General features: G+C 68.6%; 10 protein-coding genes. 7 read left to right on the forward strand and 3 right to left on the reverse strand.

The genetic code is table 11. The features are described 5' to 3' along the window. Positions 1 to 7: 7 nt before the first annotated feature. Positions 8 to 3,139 carry a non-ribosomal peptide synthetase gene (locus ACSFA7_RS13505; protein WP_435499829.1) on the forward strand — a complete coding sequence of 1,044 codons (3,132 nt, stop codon included), beginning with the start codon at positions 8 to 10 and terminating at the stop codon, positions 3,137 to 3,139. Between the two features lie 89 nt (positions 3,140 to 3,228). Then, on the forward strand, positions 3,229 to 10,581 hold the full coding sequence (locus ACSFA7_RS13510) for an amino acid adenylation domain-containing protein (RefSeq protein WP_435499830.1): 7,353 nt from the start codon (positions 3,229 to 3,231) through the stop codon (positions 10,579 to 10,581). Between the two features lie 87 nt (positions 10,582 to 10,668). Here ACSFA7_RS13510 and ACSFA7_RS13515 read toward each other — a convergent pair whose 3' ends face one another. The 3 genes from ACSFA7_RS13515 to fhuF form a co-directional block, all read right to left on the reverse strand. After that, positions 10,669 to 12,840: a TonB-dependent siderophore receptor gene (locus tag ACSFA7_RS13515; protein WP_435499831.1), complete on the reverse strand. Its 2,172-nt coding sequence runs from the start codon at positions 12,838 to 12,840 to the stop codon at positions 10,669 to 10,671. Positions 12,841 to 12,954: 114 nt separating this feature from the next. Continuing rightward, entirely contained in the window at positions 12,955 to 13,800 is an 846-nt protein-coding gene (locus ACSFA7_RS13520; protein ID WP_435499832.1) for a formyltransferase family protein, read from the reverse strand. Between the two features lie 153 nt (positions 13,801 to 13,953). Continuing rightward, entirely contained in the window at positions 13,954 to 14,775 is an 822-nt protein-coding gene (fhuF, locus tag ACSFA7_RS13525) for a siderophore-iron reductase FhuF (protein ID WP_435499833.1), read from the reverse strand. Positions 14,776 to 15,051: 276 nt separating this feature from the next. On the opposite strand from fhuF, the gene ACSFA7_RS13530 reads away from it, so the two are divergent. From ACSFA7_RS13530 to ACSFA7_RS13550, 5 genes are all read left to right on the forward strand, one after another. Next, positions 15,052 to 16,734: a cyclic peptide export ABC transporter gene (locus tag ACSFA7_RS13530; protein WP_435499834.1), complete on the forward strand. Its 1,683-nt coding sequence runs from the start codon at positions 15,052 to 15,054 to the stop codon at positions 16,732 to 16,734. Between the two features lie 65 nt (positions 16,735 to 16,799). Continuing rightward, entirely contained in the window at positions 16,800 to 18,101 is a 1,302-nt protein-coding gene (locus tag ACSFA7_RS13535) for a lysine N(6)-hydroxylase/L-ornithine N(5)-oxygenase family protein (RefSeq protein ID WP_435499835.1), read from the forward strand. A 74-nt stretch (positions 18,102 to 18,175) separates the two neighbouring features. Then, positions 18,176 to 19,336, forward strand: a complete 1,161-nt coding sequence (locus ACSFA7_RS13540; RefSeq protein ID WP_435499836.1) for an efflux RND transporter periplasmic adaptor subunit — start codon at positions 18,176 to 18,178, stop codon at positions 19,334 to 19,336. Then, on the forward strand, positions 19,333 to 21,321 hold the full coding sequence (locus tag ACSFA7_RS13545) for a MacB family efflux pump subunit (RefSeq protein WP_435499837.1): 1,989 nt from the start codon (positions 19,333 to 19,335) through the stop codon (positions 21,319 to 21,321). Before ACSFA7_RS13540 ends, ACSFA7_RS13545 begins: the two co-directional genes overlap by 4 nt. A gap of 32 nt (positions 21,322 to 21,353) precedes the next feature. Beyond that, a complete protein-coding gene (locus ACSFA7_RS13550) occupies positions 21,354 to 22,769 on the forward strand; it encodes an efflux transporter outer membrane subunit (RefSeq protein WP_435500220.1) in 1,416 nt (471 codons plus the stop codon). Positions 22,770 to 22,781 lie beyond the last annotated feature (12 nt).

A 22,781-nucleotide genomic window follows, 5' to 3' on the forward strand; every position in this document is an offset into this window, starting at 1 on the left:
TCGGACCATGTCTGTGATTCTTGAACCCACGCCAACCACGCTGGCACTGAGCCCCGAGCAACGGGCCGCCGGCGCCATGTCGCAGGCAGCCGGAGCGGCATTGATGACGCTGCGCGCGCGCATCGACGGACCGCTCGACGCGTCGCGCCTGCGCGATGCAATCGAAGCAGCATCCCAGGTGCACGGCGCGCTGCGCTCGGCAGTCGTGCAGGCTGCGGGCTTTCGCGGGCTGCGGCAGCAGCCGCTGGACGAAATGCCGGCGCTCGACTGGCGCAGCGCCGACCTCGGCAGCCATGCCGATCGGGACGCCGTGTCGACCGACTGGCTCGCGGCCTTCGCGCAGGAACCGCTGGAGATTGCACGCGGGCAGGTGTTGCGCGCCGGGCTGGTTCGGCTGGGCGACGCCCAGCACACCCTGGTGCTGGCGGCCAGCCCGTTTGCCGCTGACAAGGGGAGCCTGCAGAACCTGTTCGAGCAAGGCGTTGCCCGTTACCTGGGCGAGCCCTTGCCTGATGAAGACGACGTTTTCCAATACACCCAGTTCGTGGAGTGGCGGCTCGACCTTGAAGACGGCGACGAGGCTCCGCAGGGGCGTGCCTACTGGAACGGGTACGTCGGCGAGGCGACTGCACTGGCGGCACCGCAACTGCGTGTCAGGCACGAAGGCGCCGCGACGGCGAAGGATGGGCGTCGCCTGCTCGCGACCGACCGCATCGATGCCGCGCTGCTGGCACGCGTCGACGATGCCGCATCCCAGGCCGGCACCACGCCGCAGGTCGTTCTGCAGGCGGCCTGGTGGCTGCTGCTGGCGCGCCTGACCGAATTGACCGAAGGCAGCGTCTTCGCCGGCGGCTGGCAGCACGATTGCCGGCACGACTACGAAGTCATGCAGGGATCGGTCGGCGTGTTCGAGAAGGTCCTTCCCGTCGTCGTGCGGGTCGCGCCGTCGCAGGGCTTTTCTCACTGGCTGTCGCAACTCGGCGCGACCCTCGCCTCGCACGTCGAGGCGCAGGAATACTGGCCGATCGACGCGCCGCCGACGTCCGCGCACCTCGGCGTCGGCTTTGCGTTCAACGCGCAGCATGGCGCGCGCACGGGCTGGCAGGTGGAAGCCGTCCCCGGCCCGATGCCGTGCTTCGAGCTGGCCCTGCAGGCAGATCGCGGCAACGGTGGCGTCGGTCTCTCGCTCCATGGCGATGCATCACGTTATTCGGAGGCCGCGGCGCAGCGCCTGCTGTGGCAGTTCCACACGCTGCTCGGTGCCGCGCTGGCGCAACCCGATGCCCCGGTCTCGGCCTTGCCATTGGTGGGCGAGCGGGAGCGCGCGCTGCTGCTGGCGTTTCGCGGTGCGGTGCTCGATGTGGCGGTGCCGTCGCTGTCGGCGCGGATCGACCATTGGGCCGAGACGACGCCCGATGCGCCCGCACTCGAAGCCGGCGACCTGCGCCTGAGCTACCGCGCGCTGCATGCACGCATCAACCGCGTGGCGCACTGGTTCGCCGGCCAGGGCGTGGGCGCGGGGTCGCTGGTGGCGCTGAATCTTCCGAGATCGGCCGAGCTGCTGGTCGCAATGCTGGCGAGTTGGCGCGTCGGCGCCGGCTATCTGCCGATGGACCCCGAGTGGCCCGCCGCGCGCCGCGACGCAGTGCTGGCCGATGCGGCCCCCGCGCTCGTCGTGCATGCCGCGCCGGACGATGAACAGATCGATGCGTTGTCGCCCGACATGCCGACGCACGCCGCTTCGCCGCGCGACCCGGCGTACGTCCTCTACACCTCGGGATCCACCGGCCAGCCCAAAGGCGTCGTGATCGAGCAGGGGCAACTGCTCAACTACGTGGCCGCCGTGTCCGCTGCGATGGACCTGGGCCGCTGCCGCCGCTGGGCGCTGACCAGCTCGGTGGTCGCCGACCTCGGCAACACGGCATTGTTCGGCGCCTTCTTCAACGGTGCATGCCTCGTGGTGGCCGGTGCGGACGACACGCGCGACGCGCGGGCCTTCGCCGCCTTCATGCGCGAGCGCGATATCGATGCGCTCAAGATGGTGCCCTCGCACCTCGAAGCGCTGCTTGAGGACGATGCGCCCCGGCTGCCCGCCACACTGGTGCTGGGCGGCGAGGCCACGCCACGCGCGCTGGTCGAGCGGCTGCAGCGGCTGGCGCCGGAGTGCACGGTCTACAACCACTACGGCCCGACCGAAACCACGGTGGGCGTGATGGTGCACCGGGTGTCCGCGGGCGAGGCCGCGTCGCCGGTCCTGCCGCTGTCGCAGGTGCTGGCGAACAACCGGGTCCACGTGCTCGACGACGCGCTCGGCCTGGTGCCCAGCGGCGGGCTGGGCGCGGTGTATGTCGGCGGCGCGCAGCTGTGCCGCGGCTACCTGAACCGCGAACCCGGCGATGCCTTCGTGGCGGACCCGTTCCAGCCGGGCGAGCGTCTCTATCGCACGGGCGACCTGGCCCACGTGCTGCCCGAGGGCGGCATCCGCCTGGCAGGGCGCGCCGACCACCAGGTCAAGATCCGCGGCTTTCGCGTCGAGCCGGCCGAGGTCGAGGCAACGCTGCTGGCGCTGCCCGGCGTGCGCCAGGCCGCGGTGCTGGCCGTGCCCGGGTCCGATGGCGGCGTGCAACTGCAGGCCTTCGTGGTCGGCAGCGATGAAGCGGTGCAGGCGGCTTCCGTGATCGCGCAATTGGGGGCGCTGCTGCCGGCCCACATGGTGCCGGCGCATTGCACCGTGCTCGCTGAATTTCCGAGATTGCCGAACGGAAAGATCGATCGCCTCGCGCTGCTGCCGCTGGCCGCGCGCGACGGCGTGCGACCGCGACAGGCGACGGCCGCGCGTGATGCCCTCGAAGCCGTGCTGGCCGACAGCATGGGCAGGCTGCTGCAGCGCGAGAGCATCGGCGTCGAGGAAGACTTCTTCGAGCTCGGCGGCCACTCGCTGCTGGTGATCAAGCTCGTGGCGCGCATCCGCAAGCTGCTGCGCATCGACGTGGCGCCGGGCGTGGTGTTCGACCACGCCAGCCCGGCCGCGCTGGCCGCGGCATTGCGCGCGCAGAGCGAAGACGTGGACGGGCTGGAACAGCTCGCGTCGCAGGCACAGCAGCCCGCGAGCCGGCCCGAGGTGGCCGCCGCGGCATGAGGAAATCCGCCGGCGGATGTGTTCCACCGGCGGCGAAATGGTTGGACAACGGCCGGGGACCGGCTTGACATGGGCAAGGCAAGAAACTGATGAGCAGCATCGACAGGACAGCGCCAACGCAGGCGGACACCGCAGGGGACGACGAAGACGAAATCCGCCCGCAGGTGTCGGACGGTGACGAGGTGCCGTTGTCCTATGCGCAGGAACAGCTGTGGTTCCTGCAGAGCCTGGAGCCCGGGCTGACGGCATACAACCTGCCGCGCACCTTCCGGCTGCGCGGCGCGGTCGATGCCGATGCGTTGGAGCGGGCGTTCCAGGCGGTGGTCGAGCGCCACGCGATCCTGCGCACGCGTTTCTTCGAGCGCGACGGCGTCGCGCTGCAGGCCGTGCAGGCCAAGGTCGACTTCGTGTTGGAGCGCATCGACCTGTCGCAACGGCCCGAGGCTGAGCGCAAGGCCAGCCTCGACGACATCGTGCGCCGCACGACGCTGCATGTGTTCGATCTCGGCACCGCGCCGGCACTGGTCGCGCGGCTGGTCACGCTCGGCGACGACGACCATGTGCTGGCGGTGTGCATGCATCACATCGTCTCGGACGCCTGGTCCAACCCGATCCTGGCGGGTGACCTGAGCACGGCATACGAACAGGCGGTGCGCAGCGGCGGCGCGGTGCACCTGCCGCCGCTGGCGGTGCAATACGCCGACTACGCGCTGTGGCAGCGCGAGCGCGTCCTCGGCAACGATCTCGCGCGCCAGCTCGCACACTGGAATGCGCACCTCGGTCCCGATGTGCCGCCGCTGGAACTTCCCACCGATGCCGAGCGGCCGCCGCGCCAGACCTTCAACGGCGCGCTGCATGGTTTCGCGCTGGACCCGGAACTGGGCATGGCGCTGCAGAAGTTCTGCCGCGCCGAGAAGTGCACGCCCTTCGTCATCCTGCTCGCGACCTGGCAGATGCTGCTGGGGTGGTACAGCGGTCAGAGCGACTTCGCCGTGGGCACGCCCAATGCGGGTCGCCACCGCGACGAGGTGCGCGACCTGCTGGGCTTCTTCATCACGACGCAGGTGTTCCGCGCGCGGCTCGCGCCGCAACTGAGCCTGCGCCAGATCTGCCGGCAGGTGCGCGCCGATGCGATGCATGCGCTGCAGCATGCGGACCTGCCGTTCGAGGTGCTGCTGGCCAGCCGCAAGGTACACCGCGACGCCGCGCGCAGCCCCTTGTTCCAGGTGATGTTCGGCGTGCAGATGGCGGATGGCGCGGTCGAGGTCGCGTTCGACCGCACGCGTGCGGAACTGATTCCGGCCGAGCACGTCGGCGCGAAGTTCGACCTGTCGCTCGATTTCCATATCGATGCCCGCAGCGCCTTCGCGCAGCTCGAATACAACACCGATCTTTTCAGCAAAGCCACCGCGGAGCGGCTGGCGGATTGCTATGTGCGCCTGCTGGAAATGCTCACGGCCGACCCGGACCGCAGCTTTGCAAGCATCGACCTGTCGAGCGCCGCGGAGCGCGCGCAGCTGTCTGCGTGGGGCGTGAACGCGCAGAGCTACCCGCAGGAAGAGCCGGTGCACGCGCTGATGGAGCGGCAGGCGCGCCTGCGGCCCGAAGCGGATGCGCTGGTGTTCGGCGAGCAGGTGCTCAGCTACGGCGAACTCAATGCGCGGGCCAACCGCCTGGCGCACCGGCTGATCGGCCTGGGCGTGGGCGCGGAGCACCGCGTGGGCATCGCGGTGGAGCGCTCCATCGAGATGGTGGTGGGCATCCTGGGCATCCTGAAGGCCGGCGGGACCTACGTGCCGCTGGACCCCGAGTACCCGGCCGAACGGCTGGCCTACATGATGGCCGACAGCGGACTGGGCCTGCTGGTGACGCAGTCGCATGTGGCTGCACGCATGCCCCCGGGCGAGACGGTCACGCAGCTCGCACTGGACACGCTGCTGCTGGACGACGAACCCACCCATGACCCGCAGGTGGCGGTGCACGGGCACAACCTGGCCTACCTGATCTACACCTCCGGCTCCACCGGACGGCCCAAGGGCGTGGGCATCCCGCACCAGGCGCTGGTGCAGCACGCACAGGAGTCGGTGCGCTTCTTCGGGCTGACCGCGGCCGACCGGATGCTGCAGTTCTCGACGCTGAACTTCGACGGCTTCATCGAGCAGGTGTTCCCGCCGCTGGTGGCCGGTGCGGCCATCGTGCTGCGCGGACCGACGCTGTGGGACAGCGAGACCTTCTACCGCGAGCTGATCGCGCGGCGCATCAGCGTGGCGGACCTGACCACCGCGTACTGGCACCTGCTGGCGCAGGACTTTGCGCAGGACGCCGTGCGCAGTGGCAGCGTGCGCGATTACGGGGCGCTGCGACAGGTGCACGCGGGCGGCGAGGCGATGCCGCCGGAAGGTCTCAAGGCCTGGCGCGAAGCGGGGCTCACGCACGTGAAGCTGCTCAACACCTACGGGCCGACCGAGGCGACAGTCACCGCGTCGGTGCTGGACTGCGCGCCGTACCTGCGCGAGGGCGCTGTGGTGCCGCTGCGCATGCCGATCGGCGAGCCGCTGGCCGGTCGCGCACTGCGCGTGGTGGGCAGCGACCTGAGCCCGGTGCCGCAGGGCGTGGCGGGCGAGCTGTGCATCGGCGGGGATCTGCTGGCGCGCGGCTACCTTGGGCGCGCGGGTCTGACGGCCGAGCGCTTCGTGGCCGATCCGTTCGATGACGCGGGCGGACGGCTGTACCGCACGGGCGACCTCGTGCGCTGGAACAGCGAAGGCCAACTGGAGTACCTGGGGCGCATCGACCACCAGGTGAAGGTGCGGGGCTTCCGCATCGAGCTGGGGGAGATCGAGGCGCAGTTGCTGGCGCAGCCCGAGGTGCGCGAAGCGGTGGTGGTGGCCAACGAAGGCCCCACCGGTGCGAGGCTGGTGGGCTATGTGTCGCTGCAGCAGGGGCAGGCCATCGAGACGGCCCAACTGAGAGAGCGATTGGGCCAGGCGCTGCCCGACTACATGGTGCCCGGGGCGCTGGTGGTGCTGCAGGCGTTGCCGCTGAACCCGAACGGGAAGGTGGACCGCAAGGCGCTGCCGCAGCCGGAGTATGCGAACGAGCAAGCGCACGAGGCGCCCGAGGGGGAGGTCGAAGAGGCGCTGGCGGCGGTGTGGGCGCAGGTGCTGGGTGTGGCGCGCGTGGGACGCAACGACAACTTCTTCGAGCTCGGCGGCGATTCGATCCTGAGCCTGCAGATCGTGGCCCGCCTGCGCAACGCAGGCTGGAAGGTCACGCCCCGGCAGATCCTGGAGCGCCAGACCATCGCCGAACTGGCGCTCGTCACGGTGCGCGCCGTCGAGGGCGACCGTATCGGCGTGCAGCGCGCGATCCCTTCGCTCGGTGCCGCACACAGGAACGACGGGCTTGCGCTGTCGCATGCACAGGCCCGCCAATGGTTCCTGTGGCAGCTCGCGCCTTCGAGCATCGCGTATCACATCGCCGGTGGCTTCCGGCTGAGCGGCGAGCTGGCGGTCGACGTGCTGAGAAGCAGCTTCCAGGGTTTGGTGGACCGCCACGAATCGCTGCGCACGGTGTTCCGTGCCAGGGACGACGGACTGGCCGACCAGGTCATCCAGGCCGCGTGGCCGCTCGAGGTGCCGCTGATCGACCTCAGCGGCCTGGACGCCGGCGTGCGCGAAGCGCAGGCCGAGGCGCATGCGCACAAGGTGCACCGGACGCCGTTCGACCTGGGCAACGGGCCGTTGCTGCGCGTGGCGCTGATACGGCTCGCGCCGACGGAACATGTGCTGGTGGTGGTGATGCACCACATCGTGTCGGATGGCTGGTCGATGCAGCTCATCGTCGACGAATTCGTCAAGCGCTACCGCGCCGGCCTGCGCGGCGAGGACGCGGCCCTCGCGCCGCTGTCGGTCCAGTATGCGGACTACGCGGCCTGGCAGCGGGACTGGCTCGCGAACGGCGAACGCGACCGGCAACTGGCCTACTGGCGCCAGGAGCTGGGCACGGCCCAGCCGGTGCTGCGCCTGCCCACCGACCGTCCGAGGCTGCCGAATGCGAACTACACCGCGGCGCATTGCAGCACCGAGCTGCCGCCGGCGCTGGTCCAGGGGTTGCAGCGGCTGGTGAAGGCGAATGGCGCGACGCTCTTCATGGTCTTGCTGGCCGGCTTCAACGTGCTGCTGCATCGCCACACGGGGCAGGAAGACATCCGCGTGGGCATGCCCGTGGCCAACCGCCACTGGATCGGCACCGAGGGCATCGTCGGCTTCTTCGTGAACACCTTGGTGCTGCCCGGGCGCATTGCGCCGCGGATGACGCTCGGCGATGTGTTCCTCCAGGCCAAGGAAGCCGCGCTGGGCGCGCAACAACACCAGGACCTGCCGTTCGAGCAGCTCGTGGATGCGCTGCAGCCCGAACGGGACATGAGCCAGACGCCGCTGTTCCAGGTCATGGTGAATCACCAGAAGTTCCAGGCCAAGGCGGACTCGGACCTTCCCGGACTGGCACTGCAGGACTACGCGCTCGGCGAGCGCGGTGCGCAGTTCGAACTGACGCTGGACCTGCTGGAAGACGAGCGCGGCGGCGTCCACGCCACCCTGAGCTATGCCAAGGAATTGTTCGAGCCCGCGGCCATGCAGCGCATGCTGGCGCACTACCTCGTGCTGCTCGACGGTCTTGCGCACAGTCCACAGCAGGCGGTCGGCGACGTGGCGCTGCTGGACGCCGCGGAGCGCGCGCAGCTGTCTGCGTGGGGCGTGAACGCGCAGAGCTACCCGCAGGACGAGCCGGTGCACGCGCTGATGGAACGCCAGGCGCGCCTGCGTCCCGAAGCGGATGCGCTGGTGTTCGGCGAGCAGGTGCTCAGCTACGGCGAACTCAATGCGCGGGCCAACCGCCTGGCGCACCGGCTGATCGGCCTGGGCGTGGGCGCGGAGCACCGCGTGGGCATCGCGGTGGAGCGCTCCATCGAGATGGTGGTGGGCATCCTGGGCATCCTGAAGGCCGGCGGGACCTACGTGCCGCTGGACCCCGAGTACCCGGCCGAACGGCTGGCCTACATGATGGCCGACAGCGGACTGGGCCTGCTGGTGACGCAGTCGCATGTGGCTGCACGCATGCCCCCGGGCGAGACGGTCACGCAGCTCGCACTGGACACGCTGCTGCTGGACGACGAACCCACCCATGACCCGCAGGTGGCGGTGCACGGGCACAACCTGGCCTACCTGATCTACACCTCCGGCTCCACCGGACGGCCCAAGGGCGTGGGCATCCCGCACCAGGCGCTGGTGCAGCACGCACAGGAGTCGGTGCGCTTCTTCGGGCTGACCGCGGCCGACCGGATGCTGCAGTTCTCGACGCTGAACTTCGACGGCTTCATCGAGCAGGTGTTCCCGCCGCTGGTGGCCGGTGCGGCCATCGTGCTGCGCGGACCGACGCTGTGGGACAGCGAGACCTTCTACCGCGAGCTGATCGCGCGGCGCATCAGCGTGGCGGACCTGACCACCGCGTACTGGCACCTGCTGGCGCAGGACTTTGCGCAGGACGCCGTGCGCAGTGGCAGCGTGCGCGATTACGGGGCGCTGCGACAGGTGCACGCGGGCGGCGAGGCGATGCCGCCGGAAGGTCTCAAGGCCTGGCGCGAAGCGGGGCTCACGCACGTGAAGCTGCTCAACACCTACGGGCCGACCGAGGCGACAGTCACCGCGTCGGTGCTGGACTGCGCGCCGTACCTGCGCGAGGGCGCTGTGGTGCCGCTGCGCATGCCGATCGGCGAGCCGCTGGCCGGTCGCGCACTGCGCGTGGTGGGCAGCGACCTGAGCCCGGTGCCGCAGGGCGTGGCGGGCGAGCTGTGCATCGGCGGGGATCTGCTGGCGCGCGGCTACCTTGGGCGCGCGGGTCTGACGGCCGAGCGCTTCGTGGCCGATCCGTTCGATGACGCGGGCGGACGGCTGTACCGCACGGGCGACCTCGTGCGCTGGAACAGCGAAGGCCAACTGGAGTACCTGGGGCGCATCGACCACCAGGTGAAGGTGCGGGGCTTCCGCATCGAGCTGGGGGAGATCGAGGCGCAGTTGCTGGCGCAGCCCGAGGTGCGCGAAGCGGTGGTGGTGGCCAACGAAGGCCCCACCGGTGCGAGGCTGGTGGGCTATGTGTCGCTGCAGCAGGGGCAGGCCATCGAGACGGCCCAACTGAGAGAGCGATTGGGCCAGGCGCTGCCCGACTACATGGTGCCCGGGGCGCTGGTGGTGCTGCAGGCGTTGCCGCTGAACCCGAACGGGAAGGTGGACCGCAAGGCGCTGCCGCAGCCGGAGTATGCGAACGAGCAAGCGCACGAGGCGCCCGAGGGGGAGGTCGAAGAGGCGCTGGCGGCGGTGTGGGCGCAGGTGCTGGGTGTGGCGCGCGTGGGACGCAACGACAACTTCTTCGAGCTCGGCGGCGATTCGCTGATGGCGCTCAAGCTGCTCGCGAGAATGCAGCGCACGCAGGACCCGAGGCTGAAGTTCTCGTTGCAGGACCTGCTTCAGAAACAGACCATCGCCAAGCTGACCGCCGGCCTGCCGGTCGACGCGCTGCCACAGCCGTTGCTGCTGTTGAACACGGGCGCCGCACCCGCCGGCGCCGCGCCGCTGTTCTGCATCGCGCCGGGCCTCAGAAATGCGCTCGACTACCAGCCCCTGGCCCGGCATCTCGAAGGCCAGCGCGCGGTCTACGGCCTGAGCTACACCGACACGACCCGGCTCGATTCCGTCGCACAGATGTCCGCGTACTTCGTCGACCTGATCCGTGCGGTCCGTCCGTCCGGTCCGGTGGCCTTGCTCGGCTGGTCGCTGGGCTCGGTGATGGCCATGCACACGGCCAGCCTGCTCGAGCAGGAGGGCATCGAGGTTTCCTTCGTCGGCCTGGTCGACAGCTTCGTGATGGACGACGAGTTCGATCCAGGCAGCTGGTACGACGACCTGAGGCAGTTTGTGGCCCAGGTCGCGACCGAGACGGCCGGTGCGGCGCAGGTCGAGGCGATCCTCGATCGCTTCGAATCGATCCGCAACGAATCCGAAGAGGTCGTCCATGGTGCCGTGAGCGAGATGATCGCGGCGCTCGGCATCGACATGGGTGCGATCGATGTCGTCGGGCGGGTCGCGGCGGCACGGCGTTTCAACGCAGCCACTGCGGCAATGCCGCCGCTGCCGAAGCTGGCGGGGGTTGCGCCGCATCTCTGGTGGAGCCGGCGCAGGACGGCCGAGGAGCGGGCATTGCTGCTGCAGGACCTGGGCACGGCGCCGAAGGCCAGCACGGACATCGACACGAATCACCAGGGCATCGTCCGCCATGCGGCGTTGTTCGCCGGCGTGCGTTCGGCGCTTGCGGCCACCGAAGCGTCAGCGGCCGCCGATGCCGATGGCGGCAAGACATGGACGGCCGCGCCGCTGGAAATGGCGTGAAGCGATAAGGAAAGCAAAAGGGCCGCGATCCGAAACTCGGATCGCGGCCCTTTTTTCTTCAGGTTCGTCAGAACCTGGACGACGGCATCAGAACTTGTAGCGGGCCGTCAGCGTGATCGAGCGACGGGCGCCGCTGTAGCAAGAGTCCACGTAGCAGCTCGCGATGTACTTCTTGTCGCCGAGGTTGGACACGTTGAGCGCATAGCGCCACGGGCCCTGCTCGTAGCGGATGGCGGCGTCCAGCACCGTGTAGCTGGACGAGAAGAAGGTGTTGTGTTCGTTGCCGGGGCTCCTGCCCACGTGGCGCACGCCGCCGCCGAAGCCCAGGCCGTTGCCCATCGTGTAGTCGAGCCAGACCGATGCGATTTCCTTCGGCTTCTCGGGCAGGCCCTTGCCGATTTCTTCCGGATCGGAGCTGCTCGTGACCTTGACGTTCATGCGGGTGTAGGAGCCCGAGATGCTCAGGCCCGGCAGCAGTTCGCCCTTGGCCTCCAGCTCGATGCCGCGCGAACGCACCTTGCCGATCTGTCGGCCCTCGAAGGTGTCCGGATCGTAGGAGACCACGTTCGATTTGCGCAGGTCGAACACCGCGGCCGTCAGCAGCAGCCTGCTGCCCGCGGGCTGGTACTTGACGCCCACTTCCACCTGCTTGCCGCGGGTGGGCTTGAAGGGGTTCTGGTTGGCGTCGAGACCGGCGCTGGGCAGGAACGATTCGGCGTAGCTGATGTAAGGCGCAACGCCGTTGTCGAACAGGTAGGTGAGGCCGGCGCGGCCGCTGAACTTCCTGTCGGGCTGGATCGTGAGGGAGCTGTTCAGCGGATCGTTGGTGATCTGGCGGACATGGTCCTTGCGGCCGCCGAGCGTGAGCACCCAGCGGTCGTCGAACTTGATCTGGTCCTGCATGTAGTAGCCGATCTGCCGGGTGTCCTGACGGTAGATGTTCAACGGCGTGGTCGGATAGGGGATGTATTGGCCGTAGACCGGCGCGTCGATGTCCAGCGTGGGCGCGGGGTCGCGGTACTGGTTCGCCGAGCCCTTCTGCTGGTTGAAGTCGATGCCCCACAGCATCGTGTGCTGCACCGAGCCGGTCTTGAACTTGCCTTCGACGCTGGTGTCCATGACCGATTGCGACATCGGATCGTTCCAGGTGCGGGCGGTGCGGTCGAGCGTGTGGCCGTCTTCCTGGAGGCCGGTGGTCCAGACCACGCGGCGCTGCAGTTCCAGTTGCGAGAAGCGGTAGTTCTGGCGCACCGTCCAGCCGTCGGCGAATTCGTGCTGGAAGCGGTAGCCGATGCTCTTTTGCTGCTGCGCGATGCCGCTGAAGCTGTAGTCGCCCATCTTCAGCGCGGTGGGACGCAGCTCCTTGTCCGGAACGAAATAGGTGTCTTCGGCCGAGCTGTTCTTGATGTACTCGCCATACAGCGTGAGCGAGGTCCTCGCGCTGGGCTTCCATTGCAGCGAAGGCGCCAGCACGGTGCGCGTGCGGTTGAGCTTGTGGCCGTCCGGATAGCGGTCCTCGTCGTTGCTGTCCAGGCCCACGCCGATGAGTCGATAGCTCCAGTCGGAGGTTTCCCCGAAGCGATCGCCGATGTCGAAGGCCAGTTGCTTGCGCTGGTGGTTGCCGATCTGCAACTCGATCTCGCGGTTGCGCTCGCCCGATGCCAGCTTGGTGACGCGGTTGGTGATGCCGCCCGCATCGCCCTGGCCGAAGATCATCGACGACGGGCCGCGCAGCACCTCGACCCGCTCGAACATGTAGGGATCGCTGATGTAGTTGGTGACGTTGAAAGGCGTCTGGGCCAGGCCGTTCTGGTAGATGCTCAGCCCCGCGGGAAAGCCGCGGATCGAGATGTCTTCCCAACCCCGGTTGTCCGGGCCGTTGATGTTGGTGATCACGCCCGGGGTGTAGCGAACCGCGTCCATGGCGTTCTGCACGCCCCGCGCATTCATTTCGTCGCGCCCGATGACGGAAATCGACTGCGGAACCTCGAGGATGGGCGTGTCGGTCTTGGTGCCGGTCAGGCTGCGTTTGGCGGCGAAGCCGGTCACCGGACCCATCGGGCTTTCCCCCTCGGCCGTGACCCGCACTTCGGGCAGCGCGCTGCCTGCCGTGGGCGTTGCCGGTGCGGGCGGGGTCGCTTGTGCGGGCGTCTGCGCCTGAGCCGAAGCCGCGGGGCTCCAGAGGGTCACGGCGGCGCCGAAGGCCGCTGCGAGCGAGGAACTCAGCAGACGCTGACGAGGCAGGGGAGGAGAGCGCATGGAAAGGACTTCTTAAGATTTAAACCGGGCGGATTTTAATGAGAATTGTTCGTATCTGATCGAGCCTGTTTCACAGACTCGTTGTGCTGTCGCAACGTTTGCCTGCGACACGCCTCAGTCGAGCCGGCCCCGCCTTATGTGCGGCGCCAACAGCGCCAAGCCTTGGTGCATAGCCGGGAAGAGGCTTCGGTTGAAGTTGTTCCAACGCAATTCGAGGATCGTGTCGTCGGGTGCGATGTCGGTTTCGAGCGCGTCGAAGATGACTTCGCCCGAGTCGATGCCGTTGTCGACGTAGTGCAGCGACGCACCCGTCTTCGAGACCGTCGGCACGGAGACTTTTTCCATCGTGGTCCAGTTCGCCACCTTCAGGCCCTGCGCGCCATGCAGTGCGTCCAGTGTTGCGCAGGCGCCGCGACGCTCGTACGGCGATTCGATGCGCGTGATGCCGGGATGGATGTTGACCATGCTGCGGTGGAAGTGCGCGCCAGGCCGCACCAGTTCGTCGAGGATGACCAGGAGCCCATCGAGCAGCACCAGGTCGGCCTGCAGCGTCAGCAGCTTGTCGAGCAACGCGCGCTCGAAGGCGCTCTTTCCCGGCACGCGTTCGGCCGAGTTCAGCGGCAGCCGCCGGTAGGCCGAGGGCACCGGATGCAGCATGTCGCGCAGCAACTTGCCCTGTGCCCGCAGATCGGCGGGAAAGATCCATTTCCGGTCGGGATGCCAGGAGAAGCCATAGTCCGCCAGGGCGGCCTGGTCGCGCGGGGACTGTGCATCGTCGTCGTAGACGATGCCTTCGAGCGAGTAGGCGTCGCCCAGCGGCGTGGTGTCGAGTGCCTCGGCCAGGTACTCGAGCGGCGACTTCATGTAGCGCTGCTCGCCCTTGTAGGCGATGTGCTGGCCGGCCTTGTCGGCGGCGGCGTTTCTCAAGGACAGGATGTAGACGAGTTTTGCCTTGGACATGGATGTGTATGGTCTCGATGGGTTGAAAGCGGCGGGCGAACACGCGCTGGCCTCTCGCCGCGGGCCTAAAGAACGAGACGAAATGGCCCGCGATCTGTTCACCGGGCGGGCGACGCGGCCCGATACCGGATGGCCTCGTTGCCTCCCTGCCTCTCAGGCCAGCGGACCTTCGAGCGCGCCCGCGTCCTCTTCTTCCTCTTCTCCACCCTTGCGGTAGGCCGGCGAGAGCGGGCAGGCATTGCAGTGGGTCTCGTGGGGAAGCAGGTAGTAGAGGCAGCACTGCCGGTGCAGCCGGAACGATGTGTGGCGCCCCTCGTGGACCAGGCGGATCTCGCGCTGGCGCCCGAAGAGGGGGTTGGTGCACCGCTCCCCCGCTTCGGCTTCGGCGGCGTGCGGCCAGGTGGTGCTTTGCAGCAGGTACGTCATGTCCTGCGCGATGGACTCGGAGCCGCCCGTGAGCGCCAGCGCCTGGCCGAGGATGGGCTCCAGGTGCCGCGCCGCGTTGCCCCAGAGGATCTTTGGTGCGAGCCGGGTCAGGCTGGAAAGCGCCGAGAACAACGGCGCCAGGTGATGCTGAAGCAGCGGCGCGTAGCGCTCGGCCGTGCGCGTGCCGGGGCAGGCGGCGCCGAGTTGCCTGATATGAAAACTCACGGGGCCGCCCCGGGCATCCAGACGCAGCCAGATCTGGGCCGCCTGCACCGGAAACACGTGGTGCAGCACGCTGGCCGCTGCCACCACGGGCGGCAGCAGCGCTTCCAGGTAGTCCAGGATCCAGGCCGAGGCGACCGCCCGCAGGTCGTCGCCCGTGCTGTGCCTGAAGCGGGCCTGCAGTTGCAGCACCTCGAGCAGCCGCGCCCGCGACGCCACGAGGTCCGCAACGCGCACGGCATCCGCGGGAACCGCGTCCGCGCATGCGAGTCGCTCACCGAGCGGCGCCAGCTCGCCTCGGAAGATGGGCGCGAGCAGCGGGATCACGCGTCTGCCTGTCGGGAGACGGTGGAACAGTGGGAAAAAAGAAGAAATGCGGCCTGCACACAGACAGGACGCGCAGGCCCGTCGCATGTTCATTCCGGCGCAGCCGCTGCGATGCCGCGGTCCGCATGAACATTGGCGGGCCCGATCCGTCTATGAGGGAGGCGGCGCTGTGCCGACCGGGAGGAACGCCCGAGCCGGGCGTCTTCCAGCCATATTGGTTCGGCCGTGCACGCGCGGCCGGTTGACGTCGCCTCGTGAAGGCGGAAAGAGTTCTGAATGACATCCAACAGCGGCAATGCCGCAGAAGTCGCGCGCCTGCTGAAGCCGTTCGCTCCCTGGATCGTGCTGTCCGCCATCACGGGCATCTGCGCGGGTGGTGCCACGGTGGCGCTCCTGCGCACGATCAACGAGGTCCTGAACCAGCAAGGGGGCATGGCCGGGGGCCTGCTGCTGACTTTCGTCGTGCTCTGTGCCGTCGCGCTGCTGGGGCGCATGGTCTCCGATGTCTCCACCAACTTCGTCGGTCAGCGTCTGGTGGCGCAGGTGCGCAAGAGCCTCGCCCAGAAGATCCTGTCGGCGCCCATCGACGCGCTGGAGCGCTATCGCACCCACCGCCTGATGCCGGTGCTGTCGCAGGACGTGGACATGATCAGCGACGCCGCCTTCGTGGCGTCGTCCACGCTGATCTCGCTGGCCGTTGCGCTGGGCTGCCTGGGCTACCTGGCATGGCTGTCGTTGCCGCTGTTCGGCCTGCTGCTCGTGGCGCTCGTGATCGGCACGGCGATCCAGACCATCACGCAGACGCGCGGCGAAGCCGGCTTCTGGAAAGCGCGCGAGCAGGAAGACCAGTTGCACAAGGCCTACCGCGCCATCAGCGAGGGCGCCAAGGAACTGCGCATGCACCGCGATCGCCGTACGCGCATGTTCAGCGGCCAGGTCGAACGCATCGTGGACAGGATTCGCGTGGTCAACGGCCGCGCGATCAACACCTTCGTGATGGCCACTGCCTTCAGTTCGGCGCTGTTCTTCCTGCTGATCGCGCTGATCCTGGGTTGGGCCTCGTTTCGCACCACGGAGCCCGTGGTGCTCAGCGGTTTCGTGCTGGTGCTGCTGTTCCTCAAGGGGCCGATGGACCAGATCGCGGGCACCCTGCCCAGCGTGGGCCGTGCCAAGGTCGCGTTCCAGCGCATCGCCGATCTCTCGGCGCGCTTTGCCACGCCGGAGCCTCACCTGCACCTGGACCGCGCCTCGGAGCCCGTGACGCTGGCCGATGGCATCGGCATGCGCGGCGTGCGCTACGCCTTCGAGGCGGCCGAGGGCTGCGAGTCCTTCGTGCTGGGGCCGATCGACCTGGAGCTTCGGCGCGGCGAAATGGTCTTCGTGGTGGGCGACAACGGCTCCGGCAAGACCACGCTGATCAAGCTGCTGCTGGGCCTCTACGCGCCGCAGCAAGGCGAAGTGCTGCGCGACGGTGTCGCCGTGACGCCCGAAACCCGCGACGACTACCGGCAGCTCTTCACGACGGTGTTCTCCGACTTCTACCTGTTCGAGGACCTGGTGGCGCGCGAGAAGGGCGAGTCGGGCGAGAGCGCGCTCCCGCAGGCGGCCCTCCCGTATCTGCAACGCCTCGAGATCGCCCACAAGGTGAGCGTGAAGGACGGCTCCTTCAGCACCGTGGACCTGTCGACCGGCCAGCGCAAGCGTCTCGCGCTGGTGCATGCCTACCTCGAGGGCCGGCCGGTCCTGGTGTTCGACGAATGGGCTGCCGACCAGGACCCGACTTTCCGCCATCTTTTCTACACCGAGCTGCTGCCCGAGCTGCGTGCCAAGGGGCACCTGCTGGTCGTGATCTCGCACGACGACCGCTACTTCCACCTGGCCGATCGCGTCATCACGATGCGCGCAGGGCGCGTGGCGGAAGACCGCAGCCACGCACACCTGGAAAGCCTCGCTGCATGAGCAGGAGGCCCGCGTTTCCCTGGCCATCGAAGACGCCCGTCCATCACCACAGGAGTTGAAAATCCATGCAACACATCCATGACCTGATCGGCGTCGGATTCGGCCCGTCCAACATCGCGCTGGCCATTGCACTCGATGAAAAGCGCCATGGTGGCAAGCCGTTGGATGCCCTGTTCATCGAGCGGCAGAACAGCTTTGCCTGGCATCCCCACATGCTGCTGGACCACGCGCACATGCAGATCTCGTTCCTGAAGGACCTGGCGACGCTGCGCAACCCCACCAGCCGCTTCACCTTCATCAACTACCTGCACGAAAACGGCAGGCTGCCGGACTTCATCAACCTCAAGAGCTTCTTCCCCAGCCGCCACGAGTTCAACGATTACCTGGGCTGGGCCGCGCGCCAATTCGAGGAATCGTGTGCCTACGGCGAAGAGGTGTTCGAGGTGCTGCCCGAGAAGCAGGGCGGCGAAGTCTCGCTGCTGCGCGTGCGTTCGCACCGTGAAGACGGTCGCGTGCAGGAGCGGATCGCGCGCAACCTCGTCGTGAGCATCGGCGGCACGCCCAACATCCCCGAGGGCTTTCGCGCCCTGCGCGCCGACGGGCGCGTCTTTCACTCCAACAGCTACCTCAAGGACATCGCGCGCCACGGCCAGGCCCAGCGCGTCGCGGTCATCGGTGCCGGCCAGAGCGCGGCCGAGATCTTCATGGACCTGCAGGCGCGGCCGAACGCGCCGCAGGTCGACCTGATCATGCGTGCCCGCTCGATCCGTCCGGCCGACGACAGCCCCTTCGTCAATGAAGTCTTCAATGTGGACTTCACCGACTACGTGTTCAGCCGCCCGAGCGACGAGCGCGCCGCCCTGCTCGACGAGGTGTCGCAGACCAACTATGCCGTGGCCGACCTCGACCTGATCCAGCAGATCTTCAAGGTCTTCTACAACCAGAAGGTGGCGCGCGGCAATCGCCTGCGGATGCTGCGCCAGCACGACGTGAGTGCGGTGCGTGCCGCGGCGGACGGCATCCACCTGACGCTGCGCGACCAGGACGAAGGGCTCGAGAGCACGGCGCGCTACGACGCCGTCGTGCTGGCCACCGGCTATGCGCGCGAGCAGCACAGGGATCTGCTGCAACCGCTGGAGACCTACCTCGGCGATTTCTCGGTCGATCGCTACTACCGCCTGAAGACCTCGCCGGACTTCCATCCGGGCATCTTCCTGCAAGGTGCCTGCGAGGACAGCCACGGCATCAGCGACACCTTGCTGTCGGTGACTTCGGTGCGCACCGGCGAGATCGGCAATGCACTGCTTGCCGCCACGCCGCGCATGCGCCAGGCGGTGCGCAGCGAGTCCCAGGCCGTCCAGATATAGATTGACAGAGACCGGCCCGGCGGGCGGTGCCTGCGCCATGCGGCGCGGCGCCCGCAAGGCCTTGGCCCATCGACATGCGCAGAATCGCCTATCTCCTTCTCGTTTTTCTCCTGATCTCGGTTGCGACCGGCTATCTCTGGGCGCGCCGCCCCTCGGGCGAGGTCGAATCGACCGCGGCGTGGCGTGCGTCCATCGAATCGAGCGTCACGGCGTTCGGCACGTTGCAGCCACGACGCTATGTGGACGTCGGTGCCCAGGTCTCGGGGCAGATCCTGCGGCTCAACGTCCAGCCGGGCGACATCATCGAAAAAGGGCAGTTGCTGGTCGAGATCGATCCCAGCGTGCAGCGCGCCACGGTCGATGCCGGCCGCGCTTCGCTGGCTGGACTTCGTGCTCAGCTCGCCGATCAGCGCGCACAGCACCGCCTGGCGAGCCAGCAGCATGCGCGCCAGCGCCAGATGGCCGCCGACGGCGCCACCCGCGAGGAAGACGTCCAGAACGCAGAGGCCGCGCTCGCCTCGGCCGCCGCGCGCATCGACAACCTCGAGGCCCAGATCGCGCAGACGCAGGCCACCCTCAAGGCCGATGAGGCGCGCCTGGGCTACACGCGCATCTATGCACCGATGGCCGGCACGGTGGTCTCCGTGGCCGCGCGCGAAGGGCAGACGCTCAATGCCACCTACCAGACGCCCGACGTGCTGCGCATTGCCGACCTGTCCTCGATGACCGTGTGGTCCGAGGTGTCCGAGGCCGACGTGGGGCGCGTGAAGGCCGGCATGCCGGTCTACTTCACCACGCTGGGCAACAGCCGGCGCCGCTGGCACGGCAAGGTGCGCCAGGTCCTGCCCGCGCCACCCCCGCCGGGCGTCAAGACCGGCGCCAGCGATAGCAGCACCGCGGCGCCCGCCGCGCCCAGCAAGGTCGTGGTCTACACCGCGCTGTTCGACATCGACAACGCCGACGGCGAGCTCATGCCGCAGATGACGGCCCAGGTCACGTTCGTGGAGTCGTCCGCCGCCGAAGCGGTGGTCGTGCCGGCGGCCGCACTGGTGCCGGTGCCCGGTGCCGATGCGGATCGCTTCACGGTGCGGGTGTTGCGTACCGACGGCAGTGTCGAGACGCGGCCACTGCGCGTCGGCGTGCGCAACCGCGTCGTCGCGCAGGCGCTCGACGGTATCCAGGTGGGCGACCGCATCGTGACCGGCCTGGCCGACGGCAAGACCGCGAAGCCATGAGCGTGACGACGCCAGGCCAGGCGGCGGGTGAGAGGCCGCCGCTGGTCGAACTGCAGGACATCCGCAAGGCCTACGGCCAGCCACAGCAGACGGCGGACGATCCATCGCCCACGCAGGTGCTGCGCGGTATTTCTCTGAAGATCCGTGCAGGCGAGTTCGTTGCCATCGTGGGTGCCTCCGGCTCGGGCAAGTCCACGCTCATGAACATTCTTGGCTGCCTCGATCGGCCGAGCAGCGGACGCTATCTGTTCGAGGGCAAGGACGTCTCGGGCTTCGATGCCGACGCGCTCGCGCGATTGCGCCGCGAGGCGTTCGGGTTCGTGTTCCAGGGCTATCACCTCGTGCAGACCGAATCGGCGCGCGAGAACGTCGAGATTCCCGCGCTCTATGCCGGCATGCCCGAAGCCAAGCGCCGCGCACGCGCTACCGCGCTGCTCGAGCGGCTGGCCATGGGCGCGCGACTCGACCACAGGCCGCATCAGCTGTCGGGCGGTCAGCAGCAGCGCGTGGCCATCGCGCGCGCGCTGATGAACGGCGGGCGCATCATCCTGGCCGACGAGCCCACCGGCGCCCTCGACAGCCAGAGCGGCGCCGAGGTCATGAAGCTGCTGCACGAACTCGCCGATGCGGGCCATACGGTGGTCCTGATCACGCACGACCGGCAGGTCGCCGCGCAGGCGCGCCGCATCGTGGAGATCCGCGATGGCGAGATCGTGGCGGACTCCGGCGATGCGCGTCCGGCCATCGGGGCGGTACTCGCACACGAGGCCAGGCGCGGGCCGGGCCCCGGGCAGGCGTCGCTGTCCGCCGACCTGCATGAAGCGGCCCGCGCCGCCTGGCGCGTGATGTGGAGCAACCGCTTCCGTACCGGGCTGACGCTGCTGGGCATCGTCATCGGCGTCGCGTCGGTCATCGCGATGCTGGCGGTTGGCGGCGGCTCGCAGCAGCAGGTGCTCGCGCAGTTCGAGACCTTCGGTGTCCGCACCATGTTCGTCTCGGCCCGCGAAAGCAGCGCGCGCGCACCGAGTGCGCCGCTGACGCTCGAAGACGTCGACACCGTGCGCAGCCTGCCGAACGTGGAAGCCGCCACGCCCTACATCGAGGATCGCGTGGTGGTGCGACGCGGCAACGTCGACCACAGCTCGGAAGGCGGCGGCACCACGGTGGGCTTCACCCACGTGCTGGGATGGCGCATCACCGAGGGCGCGATGTTCGACGCCACGGACGAGGAGCGCGCGGCCAAGGTGACCGTCATAGGGCAGACCGTTCGCAAGACCCTGTTCGCGGATGGCAGCGATCCGATCGGCCAGGACATCCTGATCGACAAGGTGCCGTTCCAGGTGGTCGGCGTGCTCGCCGCCAAGGGAACGACCGACGGCGAAGACCAGGACGACCGCGTCATCGTTCCGTTCTCCGCGGCCGCGGCGCGCATCTTCGGCCACCGCAATCCGACCTGGATCGCCGTGCAGATACGCGACATGAACCAGGCTACGGCCACGGCGAACGCCATCGAGGACCGCCTGGCGCAGCAGCGCAAGGTGCGCGACGTCCATGTCTGGAATCGCGTCGAGGCGATCCGCGTGCAGTCCGAGACTGCGCATGCGATGACGATGATGCTGGGCCTGATCGCCACGATCTCGCTGGTCGTGGGCGGTATCGGCGTGATGAACGTGATGCTGATGACGGTGCGCGAGCGCACCCGCGAAGTCGGCATCCGCATGGCGACCGGCGCGCGCCAGACCGACATCCTGCGGCAGTTCATGACCGAAGCCGTGCTCGTGACTTCGGTCGGCGGCACCGTGGGCGTGATCGTGGGACTTGCGATTGTCGCGGTGCTGATGCTGGCGGGCGTGCCCGTGGTCTTCTCCCTCCTTGCCAGCCTCGGCGCCTTCGCCTGCGCCGTGCTGACGGGCCTGATCTTCGGCTTCATGCCAGCGAGAAACGCGGCCCGGCTGGACCCGGTCGTGGCGCTGGCCTCGCAATAGTCGCAACAGAGAGCACCATGCGGAAAATTCAAATGCGTCGGCTGCGGCGCCTCTCGCCCGTGACTTGGGTTGGCGCGTTATGGCTCGCTGGTTGTGCCGTGCCCGCCGATCTGCCGCCGCACGCGGTTGAACTGCCCGCATCCTGGCAGCGTGCGCAACCTGGCGCGAACGCCTCGACCGTCGATGCGCGCTGGTGGAGCCACCTCGGCAGCACCGAGCTCGACACGCTCATCGCACAGGCGCAAGCGCGCAACCAGGACCTGGCGATGGCGCTGGCCCGTGTCGACGGCGCGAGAGCGCAGGCGCGTATCGCGGGTGCGCAGCGGCTGCCCGAACTGGCAGGTCAGATCGATGCAAGCCGCCAGGCCCGCATGGGCGGGCGGGCGGCGGTCGATGGCAACGCGCATGCGATCGGCTTCGCGGCGCGCTACGAACTCGACCTGTGGGGGCGCCAGGGCGCGCTGCATCGCGAGGCGCAGCAAGGCCTGCGCGCCAGCGTGTTCGAGCGCGATGCTGTGCAGCTCAGCGTGACGGCCGAAGTCGCGTCGTCCTGGCTGCAGACGGTAGGTCTGCGCGAGCGCGTGACGATCGCGCGCAGCAGTCTCGAGAATGCACAGCGGGTCTTGAGGCTGGTGGAATCGCGCGGCCGCGCCGGTGCGGCCACGCCACTGGATCTCGCCCAGCAGCGCGGCCTGGCGGCGGCACGGGAGCGCGAACTCGCGCGCCTGGAGCAGCAAGCGCGCCATGCGGAAACCGCACTGGCCCTGCTGCTCGGCCTTCCAGCGCCGGAACCGGCACCGGCAGCGGCACCGACGCGGCTCGAGGCGCTTCGGATTCCCCTCGCCTCGGCGGGATTGCCGTCGCAACTGCTGGTGCGCCGCCCCGACCTCGCGCAAGCGGAAGCGCGGCTGGCGGCTGCCGATGCGAACGTGCGGGCGGCGCGTGCCGCGATGCTGCCGCGCGTCACACTGACGGCATCCGTCGGCCTGCAAGGGCAGGCGCCCGGCGGTTTGTTCGACAACCCGATCTACAGCCTCGCTGCCGGCCTGGCGGCGCCGATCTTCGATGGCGGGCGACTGGCGGGCGAACGCGATCTCGCCGAAGCGAGGCGCGAGGAATTGCTCGGGGCTTACCGCGCCGCAATCATCGGCGCCTTTGCGGATGCGCAAACAGCGCTCGATGCGGTCGCGGGCGCCGATGCGCAGGCATCGGCACAGGTCGAGGAACTGCAGCAGGCGCGCCGCGCGGCGGAACTCTCGGAACTGCGGTATCGGGCTGGCGCCGAGACGTTGCTCGTCCTGCTCGATGCGCAACGCGTGCTGTATAGCGCGCAGGACCTCGACGTCCAGCTGCGCCAGGGCCGACTGCAGGCACGCGTTGCGTTGTACCGGGCGCTGGGCGGTGGATGGCGCGACGAGGCCAGCGTGCTCGCGCAGGGCGAGCGCTGAAGACCCCGTGCG

Source organism: Variovorax trehalosi (assembly GCF_051216415.1).
Taxonomy (GTDB): Bacteria; Pseudomonadota; Gammaproteobacteria; order Burkholderiales; family Burkholderiaceae_C; genus Variovorax.

Bases quoted from the DNA above. Each gene is read 5' to 3' on its own strand.
- ACSFA7_RS13540 (WP_435499836.1), top strand. From the start codon at position 18,176: ATGCGCAGAATCGCCTATCTCCTTCTCGTTTTTCTCCTGATCTCGGTT.
- ACSFA7_RS13550 (WP_435500220.1), top strand. From the start codon at position 21,354: ATGCGTCGGCTGCGGCGCCTCTCGCCCGTGACTTGGGTTGGCGCGTTA.
- ACSFA7_RS13515 (WP_435499831.1), bottom strand. From the start codon at position 12,840: ATGCGCTCTCCTCCCCTGCCTCGTCAGCGTCTGCTGAGTTCCTCGCTC.
- ACSFA7_RS13520 (WP_435499832.1), bottom strand. From the start codon at position 13,800: ATGTCCAAGGCAAAACTCGTCTACATCCTGTCCTTGAGAAACGCCGCC.
- ACSFA7_RS13530 (WP_435499834.1), top strand. From the start codon at position 15,052: ATGACATCCAACAGCGGCAATGCCGCAGAAGTCGCGCGCCTGCTGAAG.
- ACSFA7_RS13505 (WP_435499829.1), top strand. From the start codon at position 8: ATGTCTGTGATTCTTGAACCCACGCCAACCACGCTGGCACTGAGCCCC.
- ACSFA7_RS13535 (WP_435499835.1), top strand. From the start codon at position 16,800: ATGCAACACATCCATGACCTGATCGGCGTCGGATTCGGCCCGTCCAAC.
- ACSFA7_RS13545 (WP_435499837.1), top strand. From the start codon at position 19,333: ATGAGCGTGACGACGCCAGGCCAGGCGGCGGGTGAGAGGCCGCCGCTG.
- ACSFA7_RS13510 (WP_435499830.1), top strand. From the start codon at position 3,229: ATGAGCAGCATCGACAGGACAGCGCCAACGCAGGCGGACACCGCAGGG.